This is a genomic window from Craterilacuibacter sinensis (genome assembly GCF_009831765.1).
Lineage (GTDB): Bacteria > Pseudomonadota > Gammaproteobacteria > Burkholderiales > Chromobacteriaceae > Craterilacuibacter > Craterilacuibacter sinensis.
On sequence record NZ_WSSB01000001.1, the window covers coordinates 347,308 to 362,821 of the forward strand.

Genomic DNA, 15,514 nt, shown 5'->3' on the forward strand with positions numbered 1-15,514 from the left:
TTTTATATAAGATAAAAGGGTTGGTTAATGGGGATTGTTGATAAAGGAGGTCAGACAATGATGATAAAAGTAAGCCAGTTGCAGCCAGGGTTCCAGATACACGAGCAAAAAGACAATGGCGAAGTAGATCGCTACGAGGTGGTTGAGGTTGCACCGGTCGGCCGCAAGTTTCAGGTCACTTTCCGCTCACTGCTTGGTGTTGAAAGCGCAGTCTATCCGGCGGATGCCTATCTGAATGCCAGTTGCTAAGCAGTGCTGCTTAGATGATCGTATAGTCTATTTCGGGTAGTTTAAGTTTGAGCATCCATTGTGGATATGGTTTGCAGCGGCAGGGCTGCCGTCCAGTGGGTGTTGTCAGATCGGGTATGGGGCCGCTTCAATAGCGGCCCAAATTTTTTCAAGTCTTAGCTTTAGGCATGCTATAGCGTCATGAGACCAGTCAGGTTTTGTGTATCGCCGTCTGCGTCTGCCTTTATTCTGGATACTTGCTATCCCTGATCCATTCTTTGTCGGAAATCATCACCATGATTGCGCGTCTGTTGCGTATTTACGGAAAGGTACAGGGTGTGTACTTCCGTGATAGTGCTGTCATGTTAAGTGGTGAGCTCGGCTTGAATGGCTGGGTCAGGAATCGTTGTGACGGTACGGTTGAAGTCTTGCTTGAGGGAGAACCTGCAGCGGTTGATGCATTTATCCTTTGGGCGCAGCGGGGGCCGACAGCGGCCAGAGTTGACAAGGTTTGCGTGATCGAACTGGGTTTACAAGCTTGTAAGGGATTTATCCCGCGCCCGACCCTGTAAGGTGGGCGTTTTTATTTTTCTATCTATATCCCGGTCCTAACGGGGTCACTTGCTACGATACAGTCAGCTTCACCATCGTTATTCATCCCGCAAAGGGGCTGATATGCGCATCGCTGTTTTCGATACTAAACATTATGACCGTCAGGCACTGGAGTCGGCCAATGTCGCTTTTGGTCATGAATTGACTTTTTTCGAACCGCGCCTGAATGCGCAAACCGTGAGTCTGGTGCTGGGCTTTGATGCAGTCTGCCCCTTCGTTAATGATTGCATAGACGATAGCGTGGTTGAGCGGATGGCCGCAGCGGGGGTGATGCTGGTGACGCTGCGCTGTGCAGGTTACAACGGGGTGGATTTGGCTGCGTGTGCCCGGTATGGCGTGGCGGTGACACGGGTGCCGGCTTATTCGCCGGAAGCGGTCGCCGAACACGCTTTTGCCCTGCTGTTAAGCGTGGTGCGCCATACGCACAAGGCCTATGCACGCGTGCGCGAGCTGAATTTTGCGCTGGATGGACTCGTTGGTTTCAATTTGCAGGGCAAGACATTTGGCGTACTGGGCACCGGGCGCATAGGCTTGGCGGCCATTCGCATTGCCCGTGGTTTTGGCATGCGTGTGCTGGCGTGCGATCCTCGGCCGCAAGTGGAGGAAGCGGCCAGTCTGGGCTTTGAGTATTGCAGTATGGCGCGTCTGCTGGGTGAGAGTGATGTACTTAGCCTGCATCTGCCGCTTAGCGTAGCTACGCACCATATCATCAACGCCAAGGCGCTGGCGGCGATGAAGCCTATGGCTGTGTTGATTAATACCAGCCGCGGCGGGCTGGTGGATACGTCTGCGCTGATTGATGCGCTCAAGGCAGGCCATCTGACGGGGGTCGGGCTGGATGTGTACGAGATGGAGGAGGGTGTGTTTTTCCAGGATTTGTCCGCAGCCTGCCTGCAGGATGACCAGTTGGCGCGGCTGCTGACTTTCCCCAATGTGCTGGTGACATCCCATCAGGGGTTTTTGACACAGGAAGCCTTGGCGGCTATTGCCCGAACGACACTGGAAAATGCGCAGGCCTATGAGCGCGGCGAGCATCTGCTGAACGAGGTTTTGCTATAAGCCGCCTGCTGAGTCGCGGCGGAATACCCACTCAAGTTCGCTCGATGCAACGGCATCAAAGGCATAGCCTTCACTGTCAAAGCGACGCAGATCTTGCGCCTGTTCGATCTTGTGTTTCAACGCCCAGCGCACCATCAGCCCGCGGGCGCGTTTGGCGTAAAAGCTGATGATTTTATACTGGCCGTTTTTCTTGTCCTGAAACACAGGCGTGATAATGGCTGCATTGATGGCCTGGCGTTTGACTGACTTGAAATACTCTTCCGAGGCCAGATTGATTAACACCGGGTCGGTGTCTTGTGCCAGGCGCCGGTTGATGGTGTCGGTGATGATGTCGCCCCAGAAGGCATACAGATTATGGCCCCGCGCATTGGCCAGACGCGTACCCATCTCCAGTCTGTAGGGCTGCATCAGGTCCAGTGGTCTTAATACGCCATATAAACCGGACAGGATGCGCAACCTGTCTTGCAGCCATAGCAACTCGTCCTGATTCATCTGCTGCGCACCCAGCCCCTCGTATACATCCCCCATAAACGTCAGTACAGCCTGCTTTGCATTGCTGCTGGTAAAGGGGGGTTGCCAGCTATCAAAGCGGCCGGCATTGAGGATGGCGAGGGTGTCGCTGATCTTCATTAGCTGAGACAGTTGTTGCGGGCTTAATTCGCGCAGCGTGGGCATCAAGGCAGCACTATCTGCCAGCAGCTCAGGCTGGGTACAGGGTATGCCTTCCGGAGGGGGGGTGTTGTCCAGAGTCTTGGCCGGCGAGATCAGCATTAGCATGGAGTAATGGCCTTTGAAAGCATACGCAATTTCAGGATTGTATCCTAAAGCCCGTAAAATACAGCTTTTCGAAAAGCTGGGGTGCAAGGAATGCGCGTGTTGCTGCAAAGGGTGAGCGAGGCCAGTGTCACGGTGGATGGCGAGGTGGTGGGAGCCATCGCTGGCGGCCTGTTATTGCTGGTTGGGATAGAGGAGCCGGACGCTGCGAGTGATATCGACTGGCTGGTGCGCAAGATTAGTCAGCTACGGGTGTTCAACGATGAGTCCGGGGTGATGAACCGTTCGCTGCTGGACTGCGGGGGTGACGTGCTGGCGGTCAGTCAGTTTACCTTGATGGCCAGTATGAAGAAGGGCAACCGGCCAAGCTATAGCCGCGCTGCCCGTCCCGAGCTATCCCGCCCCTTGTTTGATACTTTTGTCGAGCGCCTGTCTGCCATGTTGGGCCGGCCGGTTGAAACCGGCCGTTTTGGCGCAGAGATGAAGGTCAGTCTGGTCAATGATGGGCCGGTGACCTTGTGGCTGGATAGCCGCCTGCCCGAATAGGCTTACAAGCCCTGAATCAGCAGGCGCTGACCAGGTTGCAGGCTGGCTTGTTGCCCGATATCGTTCCAGCGCTGGATGTCGGCATGGTTCAGGCCCAGCTTGCGGGCAATGCCGAAAACGGTATCGCCGCTCTGTACCACATACTCGCGGCTGACTTTTTTGAAGGTGGCGGGCTGATCCAGTTGTGCCAGTTGGGCGATGGCTTCACTGCTGGCCGGGACGGGCCTGGCCAAAATGGGTGTACCACTGATTTTGAGACTTTGCCCCAGACGCAGTGTGGTGTTGTCCAGTCCGTTTAGTGCTTGCAGCTCACTCACGCTCATCTGGTAGCGGCGCGAAATATTGTAAAGCGTATCGCCCGTGCCAACGATGTGCTGGCCATTTTGCAATTGCGGCATGGCCGCTTGCTGGGCTTGGGACAGTGCTTGTACGGCGACTGATGCTTGCAGTGCAGGAGTCGTTCTGATTGTCAGGCTAGGGGCGGCTGTCTCGGCCGTGACGGCGATAGGCTGAGCGGTGGGGCTTGCCGCTTGCAAGCCGGAAACCGCGGCGGTTGTTGTCACGACGGGTGCAATGGCGGACGTCGGTGTGATGCGCGTGGCGACGAGCACTGGCGCTACAGGGGGGGGTACGATAGGCGCTGCTTGCTGGATGGCCGGCGTCAGCACCGTGCGCTCGGTTGTATCTGCTTGAGCTGGCGCGGCGTCATCGCGACCGATGGCGGCGACCATGGGCGTTTCCAGTGCAGAGGCGCGTCCGGCGCTGGATACCCGTAGTGCGACGGGGCTTGCATTACTGTTGTTGGCAGCTACGAGGACCGGTTGCCCTGCGGCAAAGCGGCCGTTGCGCTGGTTGTTGACCCGGATCAGCTCGTTCGCATCCATATTGAACTGCTGGGCCAGACTCTGTGCATCGGTACTGCTGTCCGGCATGTACACGTCCCAGTTCAGTAGCGGCTTGTCCCATGCCGCCAGGTTGCGCTCGAAGCGGTGCAGCTTGCTGGCGGGCAGCAGCATCTGGCGACCGCTTTTGTGTGCGTAAACCGGCAAGTTGAATGCGGGGTTTAGCTCGCGGAATTCTGCGCTGGATACCTCGGCCAGCCGTGCCGCTACATCTATATCCATATGGCGGCCAGTGGAAACGGCGACAAAGTAGGGCTTGTTGGGAAAGGCGGCCAGGTTGAGTCCGAATTTTTCCGGCTCGGCAATCAGATTGCGCACGGCCAGCAACTTGGGTACATAGTTGCGGGTTTCATTTGGCAGGCGCAGGTTTTCGTAAGTTTCGACCTGGCCTTGGGCCCTGACGCGGGCGATGGCACGCGAGACATTGCCTTCACCCCAGTTGTAGGCAGCCAGGGCAAAGCCCCAATCGCCAAATCGTCCGTGCAGATATTGCAGGTAATCGAGCGCGGCATGGGTGGCGTCGATAACATCGCGGCGGCCGTCATACCACCAGGTCTGTTCCAGTCCGTACTGGCGGCCGGTTGCCGGCATGAACTGCCACAAACCGGCCGCACCGACGTGGGATTGTGCCGTTGGCAGGAAGGCACTCTCCACGACAGGCAGCAAGGCAAGCTCTGTCGGCATGCCGCGCTTTTCGACTTCATTCATGATGAAGAACAGGTATTTTTGACTGCGGGCCATACTGCGCTGTAATCCGGCAGGATTGGCCGCATATTGGCGCTCTATCTTGCGGATCAGCTCCGGGTTGACCTCGGCCATCTGAAAGCCTTCGCGCGCACGAAACAACAGATTGTCGCCATTTCTGAGCAAGCTGGTGTTTAGCAGCATCATGTCCAGACCTGCAGCCATCGCCTCGTCTACCGAGGCTCCTGCGGGTTTGCCAAACAGTGTCCCAGCCTGTACTGGTGCCTTAAATGCGGAAAAGGCGAGAGCCAGGGAAAGTGCAAGCGTGAGTTTTTTCATTTCGAGGAGAGCCCGGTATTCGATATTTCATTCCGTGCCGATGCTACCACGCAAGAGGGGGCTGTCAACGCAATAAATCAATTGAAATCAACAATATTGCGATAAATGCACACGGTTTGCAGTGTGATGCATTTGTTATTAATGGAGCATGATTGCTATCTAACGAACTCGTTTTTCCATTGCCGCAAAATGGTAAAGGTTTCCAGGCCCGGCTTGACTGCATGTCCTGCACGGCTGGACGCTGCCGCCACAAGCGTTGGAAGCGAGGCGCGCAGGAAGGGGTTGCTGGCTTTTTCTGCACTGAGCAGAACCGGCAGCGTGGGGGTGCTGGACTCCATGCATTGTTGCGCCCATACCAGCCTGTCCTTGATGGTCCGATTGTCCGGCTCGCATGCTTGGGCAAAATAGAGGTTGGCCAGTGTGTACTCATGGGCAGGATAGAGGCGTGTAGTGTCGGGCAAGCCTGCCAGTCGGGATAGCGACTGGTACATCATGGCTGGTGTGCCTTCGAATAGGCGCCCGCAGCCTGCGGCAAACAGTGTGTCTCCGGTAAAGGCAAAGTCAGGACCCAGATAGATCAGATGATCCAGTGTGTGGCCGGGTGTAGCGATAACATCCAGTGCCAGTTCGCCCAGACTGATTTGCCCGCCCTCGCGTACCGGGTGGGTGACACCTGCAATGGAGGCTGGACCATACACTTGCACTTCGGGGAAGTGCTCGCGCAGGCGGGCTAGTCCGCCTATATGGTCGGGGTGGTGATGGGTGAGCAGGATGGCCGTCAGTGGCTGTCGCTTTTCTGCCAGCCAAGCAAGCAAGGGTCTTGGGTCACCCGGATCGACTGCGCATATGCCATTTCCACTTTGGAAGACCCAGATATAGTTGTCGTTGAATGCTTTGATAGGCTGGATTTCAGGCATGGTGTCACTCCTTTGGCTGACTTGTTGCTGTCAATTGGCTTAAGTCCAGTGCACTACTGTGCACACTGTGCATGCCCCGTGCGCCCATCTTGCTCATGAATGTTTCTGCGATGGTTTCAAAACCCGGTACCGGGCTTGAGCAATCGCTTAGCAGCCACATTTTTTGCAGGTAGGGCTCGCCCAGCTGTGTCGGCAAATCTTCTATGGTGCTGGCTACGCAGTGTGATAGTGCCTGGCCGGCAATGAGGAGGGCGTCGGCGCGAGCGAGCATCGCTATCCACGTTTTGTCGACTTGGCTTGCCGGGTCTGCGGGGTCGGGCACTTCCGCCTGAATGGCCGAATAATGCTCTGTGTTCGGGTTATAACCTTTATGGATGTAATTCACTTTAAGACCGTGGCTGTTTTCCCATTCGGCAAGACTCTTGGCCAGCCCGTTATGGACTTGCTGTCCCCAGCTGCCTTGCAGGCAATGTTCCGGCCAGACCATGAGTTGATAACGCCCGCTTTGGGCGAGTGCCTTTACATAGGCGAGGCTGTGATCTTGTTGCTGCGGATTACGCGCTTGCCAGATACCGTTTTCAATATCAGTAATCGAAATCTGGGTGAAGGGAGGCGGCGCTTCGCATGATGTATTGCACCACCAGCTCGGGTGGGCGATATCCAGTTGCTGATGTGTGTCCAGCGTAACATGGATGGCATCAAGCAAATGGCCCTGTGTTTGTATCAGACGGCTTAGTCGCAGCATGTCCGCCGTGGCGCCGGGGACGGGCAGGGCCGCAGATGGCAGGTCGCAAAAATCGTTTTGCGGGTCGATGATCAGCAGTTGTCGTTTGAGTGTGGTCACGGAGGAAGGGGGCTCGCTAAAATCGGTCTGGAAACGGCATGCGCTCAATTATCACTGTTTTGCACAGGGGGTTGAAGTGCACCTATGCCGATGCATAGGCAAGCCCATGATTTTATTGAGTGTTGGTTCCTTTGGTCGGCATTGATATGCCAAAGCCAATTTTTTTATTTTTCCAACTGACCAGCTTAATAAATTTAGTTATGATCCATTATTCTTAAAAGTTGAAAAGTTGCCGATGCGCAAACTGCTCACCCTGTCCCAGTTTCAACTGTCCTTGTTGTTATCCCTTTATATTGGCGTGCTACTTAATGCGAATGTATTTCTGCGGCATATAGTGCCAGCCAGCGCGGGAGAGTTCGTTTCGATCGGGGTTGAGGTCGTCGCCGTGCTGGCATTCAGTTACTTGTTATTTGCATTGGCTGGTTTGGGTGGACGTCTGGTCTACCGCGTACTGGGAAGCCTGCTGCTGTTGTTTTCTGCGGCAGCCAGCTACTACATGACGCTATTTAATGTGGTGGTTGGCTACGGTGTGATGGTGTCTGTGCTGACGACCGACACTGATCTTGCGCGCGAATCGATAGGTTGGGACTTTGTTTTGTGGCTGGTCGTTACGGCGCTTCCACCTCTTGCCTTGCTGTGGAAAACCAAGCTAGAGCGCAATATGTGGCAGGCGTTGAAAACACCAGGTCAGCGAGCTTTGCCGCTATGGACGACAGTACTGGCGTTTGTGCTGGCTGTATTTCCCCTGCGTCAGCTGGACAGGTATGAAGAAGCCAAAGCGCAGGCGAATAATACCTATAGCCCCAGCCGCGCAGGTGCGGTGGCGCATAGTTATTTGCCCAGTAACTGGATCGCGGGCCTAGGTATGGTGGCTTATAACCGGGCCGCTGAAGCGCAAAGTAACGGCAAACTGCTGGATCCTGCGACGGCATTTAGCTGGAAAAGCAGTCCCGGCCTTGAGGACACGACCATCGTGTTCGTGATTGGCGAAACCACACGCGGGCGTAATACCGGTTTGCTAGGGTACGGGCGCGATACCACGCCGCGTTTGGGGGGCGAAAAAAACGTACTGGCATTTCAGGGGCGTTCCTGCGATACCGCGACCAAGCTATCGTTGCGCTGCATGTTTGTGCGTGAAGGTGGTGTTTCCGACAATGCACAGCGTACGCTCAAGGAGCGTAATGTCTTTGCCGTGCTGAAGTCACTGGGTTACAGCAGTGAGTTGTATTCCATGCAAAGCGAACTGTGGTTTTATAACAGCATGAAAGCCGATCAGTATGCGCTGCGCGAAATGGTGGTGTCGGACAAGCTCAGTAGCGGCAAGCACACGGGCGATATGCTGTTGCTGCCCCAGTTGGAGCGCTCGTTGGCGACCCATCCCAAGGGTAAGCATCTGGTGGTGTTGCATACCAAGGGTTCCCATTACCAGTATTCACAGCGTTATCCGCGCGAATTTGCCCGCTATACCCCGGAATGCACCAGCATTGACGATGCGTGCAGCAAAGCCTCGCTGATCAATGCGTTTGATAATAGTGTGCTGTACACCGACCATGTGCTGGCCGAGGTGATTGCGCGCCTTAAAGGGCGCAAGGCGCTGATGGTTTATGTGCCGGACCATGGCGAGTCGATTGAGGAAAATAGTCATTTCCATGCCACGCCGCGTGACATCGCTCCGCCCGAGCAGTTTGATGTGCCGGTGGTGATGTGGGCGTCTGATGCCTATCTTGCTCAGCCCGAGGGGGCGCGTGCCTTTGCCGCGCTACGTAAGCTGCAGGCATCGGGGCGGGTGCTGCGGCATGAGGAAATCTTCGATAGCGTGCTGGGCTGTCTGGGTTACAGCTCGCCCGATGGTGGTATTCGTGCGCGCAATAACTGGTGTGCCCAGCCGCAGCCTGTATCGGTAATGCAGCTTAAGTCCTGAGTCTGATGCAGTGGCCAGCGTGGGCGCTAGGCGGATGGCTGGCTGAAAAAGTCATGCATGGTCTGCGCCAGCGCTTGCGGTTGCTCCCATTGCACCATATGTCCTGCCTGATGGATGGTGACTTCCTGCAGTAGGCGGAAGCAGGTGCGCCGCTCGTCCAGTGTGTCGAGCACGCCCTTGGCCATGGGGTGATCCCACATATCGCCACCTAGCACCCATTGCACCGGCGCATTGATCTTGCGCCAGCAAGCCTTGGCCTCTTCCAGCCGGTACAGAATGGGGTTGACGCCTTTGTGGCGCGGGTCGGCACGGTAGTGCAATGCCCCGTCGGCAAGGCGGGTCAATTGCTCGGCCATATAGCTTGCGTGTTCGGCCTGCATGCGCGGATTGCGCTCTTGCAGTTTGTCCGCGAGTTTGGACGTGCTTTCCAGTTGGCCAAATGCGGGGGGCTGGTTTTGCTCTTTCAGCCAGCGCGCATAGCGCCCGGGAGCTTCTTCGGGGCGTGTTTGTGCAAGACCAAAACCTTCTATCAGCATAAGCCTGTCTATACGCTCCGGGCGAATGCCGGCATAAAGCCCCGCTATCATGGCGCCCATGCTGTGTCCGGCCAGCATGACGGCTTTGCCCGGGCTGAGTGCATCCAGTAGTGCGTCCAGGTCCGCCAGATAGTCTGGAAAATAGTAGCTGCTGTGATTCCACGAACTGTCGCCAAAACCGCGCAAATCCGGCGCGACGAGGTGCCAGTGTGTAGCCAGATGATCGGCGACAAACTGGAAAGTCGCTGCGCTATCCATCCAGCCGTGTAGCAATACCAGAAGCGGCTTATCAGGGTTTCCCCAGTGCAGGATGCGGGTGCGGTGTTTGTCGCGCTGGTGTAGTTCCGAGCGGGCGTTCTGGAGTGGCGTGTACATGGCGGGTAGGGGGGGGCTGAATAAGGTGTTATTTTAACGTCATTATGAGTGGCGTAAAAAAACCGCACCCTGATCTTGGGTGCGGTATCCGGCAACAGCGGAGGGTTTTAGCCTACGTTGTAGTTTGGTGCTTCTTTGGTGATCTGCACATCGTGGACATGGCTTTCGCGCATGCCAGCGGAGGTGATTTCAACAAAGCCGGCTTTCTCGTGCATCTCGGCAATGGTGGCGCAGCCCAGATAGCCCATGGAGGAGCGCAGGCCGCCCATCAGCTGGTGAATGACCTGTGCAATCGGGCCTTTGTAAGGAACGCGGCCTTCGATGCCTTCCGGTACGAACTTGTCGGCATTGGCCTCGTTGTCCTGGAAGTAGCGGTCCGACGAGCCTTGTGCCATTGCGCCCAGTGAACCCATGCCACGGTAGGACTTGTACGAGCGGCCCTGATACAGTTCGACTTCACCCGGTGCCTCTTCGGTGCCGGCAAACATGCCACCCAGCATCACGCAGTTGGCGCCGGCAGCCAGTGCCTTGGAAATGTCACCGGAGAAGCGGATGCCGCCGTCGGCAATCATCGGTACACCACTGCCTTTGAGGGCTTCGGAGACATTGTGGATCGCGGTCAGCTGCGGCACGCCGACGCCGGCCACGATACGGGTGGTGCAGATCGAGCCCGGACCGATACCGACCTTGACGCCGTCTGCGCCGGCTGCAACCAGTGCCAGGGCGGCTTCTGCCGTGGCGATATTGCCGCCGATCACGTCAACTTGCGGGTAGTTGTCCTTGACCCAGCGTACGCGGTTGATCACGCCCTGGCTGTGGCCATGCGCGGTATCCACTACGATCACATCCACGCCAGCAGCAACCAGTGCGGCAACGCGCTCTTCGGTGTCACCACCGGTGCCTACCGCGGCGCCTACACGCAAGCGACCCTGTGCATCCTTGTTGGCGCGCGGGTGTTCGCTAGTCTTGATGATGTCCTTGACCGTGATCAGGCCTTTGAGCTCCCAGGCATCGTTGACGACCAGTACGCGCTCCAGTTTGTGGAAGTGCATCAGTTCGCGGGCTTCGTCGATACTGGCGCCTTCCTTGACCGTGATCAGGCGATCGCGCGGGGTCATGATGGAGGCGACTTGCTGGTCAAGACGTGTTTCGAAGCGCAGGTCACGGTTGGTGACGATGCCGACGACCTTGCCTGCTTCGATGACTGGCAGGCCGGAAATCTTGTGCTGACGGGTCAGTAGCACCAGATCGCGGATCAGCATATCGGGCGCGATGGTAATCGGATCCTTGACCACGCCGCTTTCATGGCGTTTGACCTTGGAAACTTTCATCGCCTGTCGCTCTACGCTCATGTTTTTGTGTACGATGCCGATACCGCCTTCTTGCGCCATCGAAATGGCCAGACGGGATTCGGTTACCGTATCCATGGCGGCAGACACCAGAGGCAGGTTCAGCTGGATATTACGGGTAAGAACGGTAGAAAGGGTGACGTCGCGCGGCAGGACTGAGGAATGGGCCGGCACGAGGAGAACGTCGTCGAAGGTGTAGGCTTTTTCGATGATACGCATCTGGCGCTTCCTTGGCAGCAAAAGCAGATTATACAGGCGAATCCGGTTGCTAGGCAAAGACTAGCCGGGCCTATTTTGTGGTGGTATGCCGGTAGCAGGCGTGCTTGGGGGATAGGTTGTTTACGCAGTTTCGGGGGGAGTATGAATTTCAGAGTGGTTTTATGTGGCGCTACATTGCTGCTGGCTTCGTTTTCCGCTGTGGCGGAAGTTTATAAGTGGAAAGATGCCAGCGGGCGTACGGTCTATTCCGACCGGCCTCCAGCTGGCGCTCAGGCGCAGAAGATGGATGTGCGTACGGGTGTGGCGGTTGCGCGCGAAGCGAGCGCGCCGGCAGTCGGTCAAGCTGTGACGCCGGCGGCTGCCTCGGCGGCAAGTCTGCAGGATGAGGCAGCGCAGCTGAATAAAAAGGTTGAAGACTATAACCGGCGCATGCGTGCGGATAACTGCAGTCGCGCCAAAACCAATCTTGAGCGGGCGGAAGCGGCCAAGCCGCGTAGCGAAGCGGTCCTGACAACGGCCCGCAAGGATGTGAAAGAGTGGTGCGGTTCGTGAACGTATCTGATGTGGCCGAGTTTCTGCGCGGTCTGCCATCTTTGCCTGGCGTCTATCGCATGCTGGATGCTGCCGGCAAGGTTCTGTATGTCGGCAAGGCCATAGACCTCAAGCGCCGCGTCAGTTCTTATTTTCAGAAGTCGGATCTGAGTCCGCGCATTCAGTTGATGGTGCGCCAGATTGCTGCGATTGAAACCACGGTAACGCGCTCGGAGGCTGAGGCGCTGGTTCTGGAGAACAATCTGATCAAAGCACTGGCGCCGCGTTACAACATTCTGTTTCGCGACGACAAAACTTACCCTTATCTGATGATTTCTGCTCATGCCTTTCCGCAACTGGCGTACTTTCGTGGTGAGCCCAAAAAACCGCACCAGTATTTCGGGCCGTTTCCCAATGGCTATGCAGTGCGCGAAAGTATCCAGATCTTGCAGAAGGTGTTCCGCCTGCGCACCTGTGAAGACTCGGTGTTTGCCAACCGTTCGCGTCCCTGCCTGTTATTCCAGATCAAGCGTTGTACTGCGCCTTGTGTGGACAAAATCAGTGCCGGGGCTTACGCGCAGGACGTGGCCAGTGCTGCTGCTTTTTTGTCGGGCAAGCAAAGTGAGCTGATTGATGGTTTGTCGCAGCGCATGCTGCAGGCGGCCGAGGCGCTGGAGTTCGAGTTGGCGGCCGAACTGCGCGATCAGGTGCAGGCCTTGTCGCGCGTGCAGGAGCAGCAGTTCGTGTCCAGTAACACCTCGCAACTTGATGTCGATGTGGTGGTGGCTGTTCTGGAGGCAGGGGTGGCCTGCGTCAATCTGGTGATGGTGCGTGGCGGACGTCATCTGGGTGACAAAAGCTTTTTTCCTGTTAATGCCGAAGATAGCGATGCTTCAGTCATGTTGGAGGCTTTTCTAGGTCAGCATTATCTGACGGCGCCTTTGCCTGCCGTGCTGGTGGTCAATCATGCCATTCCGGAGGTGGTGAGTGATGCGTTGCAGGCGCGTGCAGGACATGCCTTGCATATTGTGAGTCATCCGATAGGTGAGCGGCGGGTCTGGTTGGAAATGGCCGAGAAAAATGCAACGCTTGCCTGTGCGCAGCGTGCGGGCAGCAAGGCTAGTCAATCGGCGCGTTTGGCTGCGCTGGCCGAGGTGCTGGAACTGGATGGGGTGGCGCGGCTGGAGTGTTACGATATTTCGCACACCATGGGCGAGGCGACGGTAGCTTCCTGTGTGGTGTACGACAAAGGGGGGATGCAGCCTGCCGAGTACCGGCGCTTCAATATTGCAACGGCTAAGGCAGGAGATGATTATGCTGCGATGCGCGAGGCGCTGACCCGGCGCTACAGCAAACTGGCCGAAGGCGAGGGCAAGTTGCCGGATGTGTTGCTGATAGATGGCGGCAAGGGGCAGGTGGGTGTCGCACTGGAGGTGATGCAGGAGTTGGGTCTTGTGCTGCCTATTGTTGGGGTGGCCAAGGGTGAGGCGCGCAAACCCGGCCTGGAGACGCTAATCCTCCCTTATCTGCAAAAGACGTTACAATTACCCAGCGATCATCCTGCGCTGCACTTGATTCAGACTGTGCGCGATGAGGCGCACCGCTTTGCCATTACCGGGCATCGGGCGCGCCGCGCCAAGGCGCGCACCATGTCGACGCTGGAAGAAGTTCCTGGTGTCGGTGCCAAGCGTCGTCAGCAGTTGTTAACCCGTTTTGGTGGGCTGCGCGGCGTAAAGGCTGCCAGTATTGATGACCTTGCCCGGGTCGAAGGAATCAGCCACAAGCTGGCCGAATTGATTTATAACGCCTTGCACTAATAACAAAGATCACCCCATGCCGTTCAATCTGCCTATCTTCCTGACCTGGCTCAGGGTTGCCCTGATCCCCATTTTCGTGGCGATCTTTTTTCTGCCGCCTAGCCTGATGTCTTCGCATGTTGCCAATGTGACCGGCGCTGTGATTTTCTTTTTGGCGGCGGTGACCGACTGGCTGGATGGCTTTCTGGCGCGCAGGTTGGGCCAGACTTCGGCATTTGGTGCTTTTCTGGATCCGGTGGCCGATAAGCTGATTGTGGCGGCTTCGCTCATTTTGTTGGTGGAGCTGGGGCGGACCGAGGGCTGGATGGCCATGATTATCATTGGGCGGGAAATCACCATCTCTGCGCTGCGGGAGTGGATGGCCGAGATGGGCGCGCGCAAGAGTGTGGCCGTGGCGAGCATAGGCAAGCTTAAAACCATGGCGCAAATGGCGGCTATCTTGCTGTTGCTGTATGCGGATCCTGTTTTTCCGTTTGTAAGTACGCTGGTAATCGGAAATTTATTTATGGTTGTGGCCGTAATTTTAACTTTGTGGTCAATGGTTTACTATCTGCGCATGGCGGCAAAAGAGTTCGCGGATAAAAAAATGGATGCATGAAGTGTTGACAGGCTTCGGAAAATCCTTATAATTCGCATTCTCTTGAAGACGGCAACGTTAGCAAGACAAGAAATGTGATGCGGGAATAGCTCAGTTGGTAGAGCGCAACCTTGCCAAGGTTGAGGTCGCGAGTTCGAGCCTCGTTTCCCGCTCCAGGCAAATTTCTTGAATAAAAGTAAGTGGTTATGCGGGAATAGCTCAGTTGGTAGAGCGCAACCTTGCCAAGGTTGCGCTCTACCTACTGAGCTATTCCCGCATAACCACTTACTTTTATTCAAGAAATTTGCCTGCAGCGGGAAACGAGGCTCGAACGCGCGACCTCAACCTTGGCCAGGTTGCGCTCTACCAACTAAGCTATTCCCGCAAACCGGTCAAGCGGTGTGTGGAGCGGGAAACGAGGCGCGAACTCGCGACCTCAACCTTGCCAAGGTTGAGGTCGCGAGTTCGAGCCTCGTTTCCCGCTCCACACACAGATTGACCGGTTTGCGGGAATAGCTCAGTTGGTAGAGCGCAACCTTGCCAAGGTTGAGGGCGCGAGTTCGAGCCTCGTTTCCCGCTCCACACACAGATTGACCGGTTTGCGGGAATAGCTCAGTTGGTAGAGCGCAACCTGGCCAAGGTTGAGGTCGCGAGTTCGAGCCTCGTTTCCCGCTCCACACACAGATTGACCGGTTTGCGGGAATAGCTCAGTTGGTAGAGCGCAACCTGGCCAAGGTTGAGGTCGCGAGTTCGAGCCTCGTTTCCCGCTCCAAAATCGACAGTTTGTGAAGTTTTACCCAATGCGGGAATAGCTCAGTTGGTAGAGCGCAACCTTGCCAAGGTTGAGGTCGCGAGTTCGAGCCTCGTTTCCCGCTCCAGTTATTAGGAATAAACGCAAGTTTGTTCCCACCCCTTATGGCGGGGTAGCAAAGTGGTTATGCAGCGGCCTGCAAAGCCGTCTACGCCGGTTCGATTCCGACCCCCGCCTCCAATAAAAACCCGTAGATCAATGATCTACGGGTTTTTTGCTTTTATTTCGTCTCTCCATTTATCACCGTTTTTCATCGAAATATGGGGTGTAACCACTCCATAAAACAGGCGTACCATCCGTAGTCCATATAGTTTGCCGATTGCGCGAATAAAGCCATGGCTACAAAACGGCAACGCTCCAGCGGAAGTTGGGAATTCATCGTCCGGCGCAAAGGGGAGGCTTTCCGCCCCGTATCACTGACTTTCAGCACCGAGACAGAGGGGATATATCGTGCCCGTCTGGAATGCCTGCGC

The 15,514-nt window shown here is 56.3% G+C and carries 14 protein-coding genes and 9 tRNA genes; 16 read left to right on the forward strand and 7 right to left on the reverse strand.

The window, feature by feature from the left end; genetic code table 11:
- Positions 1–57: 57 nt before the first annotated feature.
- From GQF02_RS01800 to GQF02_RS01810, 3 genes are all read left to right on the forward strand, one after another.
- Positions 58–249 carry a hypothetical protein gene (locus tag GQF02_RS01800; protein WP_235930014.1) on the forward strand — a complete coding sequence of 64 codons (192 nt, stop codon included), beginning with the start codon at positions 58–60 and terminating at the stop codon, positions 247–249.
- Between the two features lie 275 nt (positions 250–524).
- On the forward strand, positions 525–800 hold the full coding sequence (locus GQF02_RS01805) for an acylphosphatase (protein ID WP_124734200.1): 276 nt from the start codon (positions 525–527) through the stop codon (positions 798–800).
- A gap of 103 nt (positions 801–903) precedes the next feature.
- Positions 904–1,899, forward strand: coding sequence for a 2-hydroxyacid dehydrogenase (locus GQF02_RS01810; protein WP_160794412.1), 996 nt, complete (start codon positions 904–906; stop codon positions 1,897–1,899).
- On the opposite strand, the gene yaaA is transcribed toward GQF02_RS01810, so the two are convergent.
- The gene (gene yaaA, locus GQF02_RS01815; protein ID WP_160794414.1) at positions 1,894–2,676 is read right to left on the reverse strand and encodes a peroxide stress protein YaaA; all 783 of its coding nucleotides are present in this window, start codon (positions 2,674–2,676) and stop codon (positions 1,894–1,896) included. The two genes, GQF02_RS01810 and yaaA, sit on opposite strands and share 6 nt — an antisense overlap.
- A gap of 90 nt (positions 2,677–2,766) precedes the next feature.
- On the opposite strand from yaaA, the gene dtd reads away from it, so the two are divergent.
- Positions 2,767–3,219, forward strand: coding sequence for a D-aminoacyl-tRNA deacylase (gene dtd / locus GQF02_RS01820; RefSeq protein WP_160794416.1), 453 nt, complete (start codon positions 2,767–2,769; stop codon positions 3,217–3,219).
- Between the two features lie 2 nt (positions 3,220–3,221).
- Here dtd and GQF02_RS01825 read toward each other — a convergent pair whose 3' ends face one another.
- From GQF02_RS01825 to GQF02_RS01835, 3 genes are all read right to left on the reverse strand, one after another.
- Complete coding sequence (locus GQF02_RS01825; RefSeq protein WP_160794418.1) at positions 3,222–5,144, reverse strand: lytic transglycosylase; 1,923 nt, start codon at positions 5,142–5,144, stop codon at positions 3,222–3,224.
- Positions 5,145–5,299: 155 nt separating this feature from the next.
- Complete coding sequence (gloB, locus tag GQF02_RS01830; RefSeq protein ID WP_160794421.1) at positions 5,300–6,061, reverse strand: hydroxyacylglutathione hydrolase; 762 nt, start codon at positions 6,059–6,061, stop codon at positions 5,300–5,302.
- Positions 6,062–6,065: 4 nt separating this feature from the next.
- A complete protein-coding gene (locus GQF02_RS01835; RefSeq protein ID WP_220789273.1) occupies positions 6,066–6,767 on the reverse strand; it encodes a cysteine hydrolase family protein in 702 nt (233 codons plus the stop codon).
- 373 nt (positions 6,768–7,140) lie between these two features.
- Between GQF02_RS01835 and eptB the strand changes: the two genes are divergently transcribed.
- Entirely contained in the window at positions 7,141–8,826 is a 1,686-nt protein-coding gene (eptB, locus tag GQF02_RS01840; RefSeq protein WP_160794423.1) for a kdo(2)-lipid A phosphoethanolamine 7''-transferase, read from the forward strand.
- A 26-nt stretch (positions 8,827–8,852) separates the two neighbouring features.
- Here eptB and GQF02_RS01845 read toward each other — a convergent pair whose 3' ends face one another.
- Positions 8,853–9,737 (reverse strand): alpha/beta fold hydrolase, encoded by an 885-nt coding sequence (locus GQF02_RS01845; protein WP_160794425.1) that lies wholly within the window; start codon positions 9,735–9,737, stop codon positions 8,853–8,855.
- A gap of 107 nt (positions 9,738–9,844) precedes the next feature.
- Positions 9,845–11,305: an IMP dehydrogenase gene (guaB, locus tag GQF02_RS01850; protein ID WP_124734208.1), complete on the reverse strand. Its 1,461-nt coding sequence runs from the start codon at positions 11,303–11,305 to the stop codon at positions 9,845–9,847.
- Positions 11,306–11,446: 141 nt separating this feature from the next.
- Here guaB and GQF02_RS01855 point away from each other — a divergent pair, with 141 nt between their 5' ends.
- From GQF02_RS01855 to GQF02_RS01875, 5 genes are all read left to right on the forward strand, one after another.
- Positions 11,447–11,857, forward strand: a complete 411-nt coding sequence (locus GQF02_RS01855) for a DUF4124 domain-containing protein (protein WP_124734209.1) — start codon at positions 11,447–11,449, stop codon at positions 11,855–11,857.
- A complete protein-coding gene (gene uvrC / locus GQF02_RS01860; protein WP_328698583.1) occupies positions 11,854–13,653 on the forward strand; it encodes an excinuclease ABC subunit UvrC in 1,800 nt (599 codons plus the stop codon). The genes GQF02_RS01855 and uvrC overlap by 4 nt, the downstream gene beginning before the upstream one ends.
- Before the next feature lie 16 nt (positions 13,654–13,669).
- Positions 13,670–14,251, forward strand: coding sequence for a CDP-diacylglycerol--glycerol-3-phosphate 3-phosphatidyltransferase (pgsA, locus tag GQF02_RS01865; protein WP_124734210.1), 582 nt, complete (start codon positions 13,670–13,672; stop codon positions 14,249–14,251).
- Between the two features lie 79 nt (positions 14,252–14,330).
- Positions 14,331–14,406 (forward strand) — tRNA-Gly (locus GQF02_RS01870).
- Positions 14,407–14,438: 32 nt separating this feature from the next.
- Positions 14,439–14,508: transfer RNA gene (locus tag GQF02_RS01875), tRNA-Gly, on the forward strand.
- A gap of 34 nt (positions 14,509–14,542) precedes the next feature.
- Here the strand turns inward: GQF02_RS01875 and GQF02_RS01880 are convergent.
- Positions 14,543–14,615 (reverse strand) — tRNA-Gly (locus GQF02_RS01880).
- 23 nt (positions 14,616–14,638) lie between these two features.
- Here GQF02_RS01880 and GQF02_RS01885 point away from each other — a divergent pair.
- The 6 genes from GQF02_RS01885 to GQF02_RS01910 all read left to right on the forward strand — a co-directional run bounded on the left by GQF02_RS01885 (position 14,639) and on the right by GQF02_RS01910 (position 15,221).
- Positions 14,639–14,717: transfer RNA gene (locus GQF02_RS01885), tRNA-Gly, on the forward strand.
- A 19-nt stretch (positions 14,718–14,736) separates the two neighbouring features.
- A tRNA-Gly gene (locus GQF02_RS01890) sits at positions 14,737–14,812 on the forward strand.
- A 19-nt stretch (positions 14,813–14,831) separates the two neighbouring features.
- Positions 14,832–14,907: transfer RNA gene (locus GQF02_RS01895), tRNA-Gly, on the forward strand.
- 19 nt (positions 14,908–14,926) lie between these two features.
- Positions 14,927–15,002, forward strand: a tRNA-Gly gene (locus GQF02_RS01900).
- Positions 15,003–15,032: 30 nt separating this feature from the next.
- Positions 15,033–15,108, forward strand: a tRNA-Gly gene (locus GQF02_RS01905).
- Positions 15,109–15,147: 39 nt separating this feature from the next.
- Positions 15,148–15,221, forward strand: a tRNA-Cys gene (locus tag GQF02_RS01910).
- Positions 15,222–15,514: the final 293 nt, after the last annotated feature.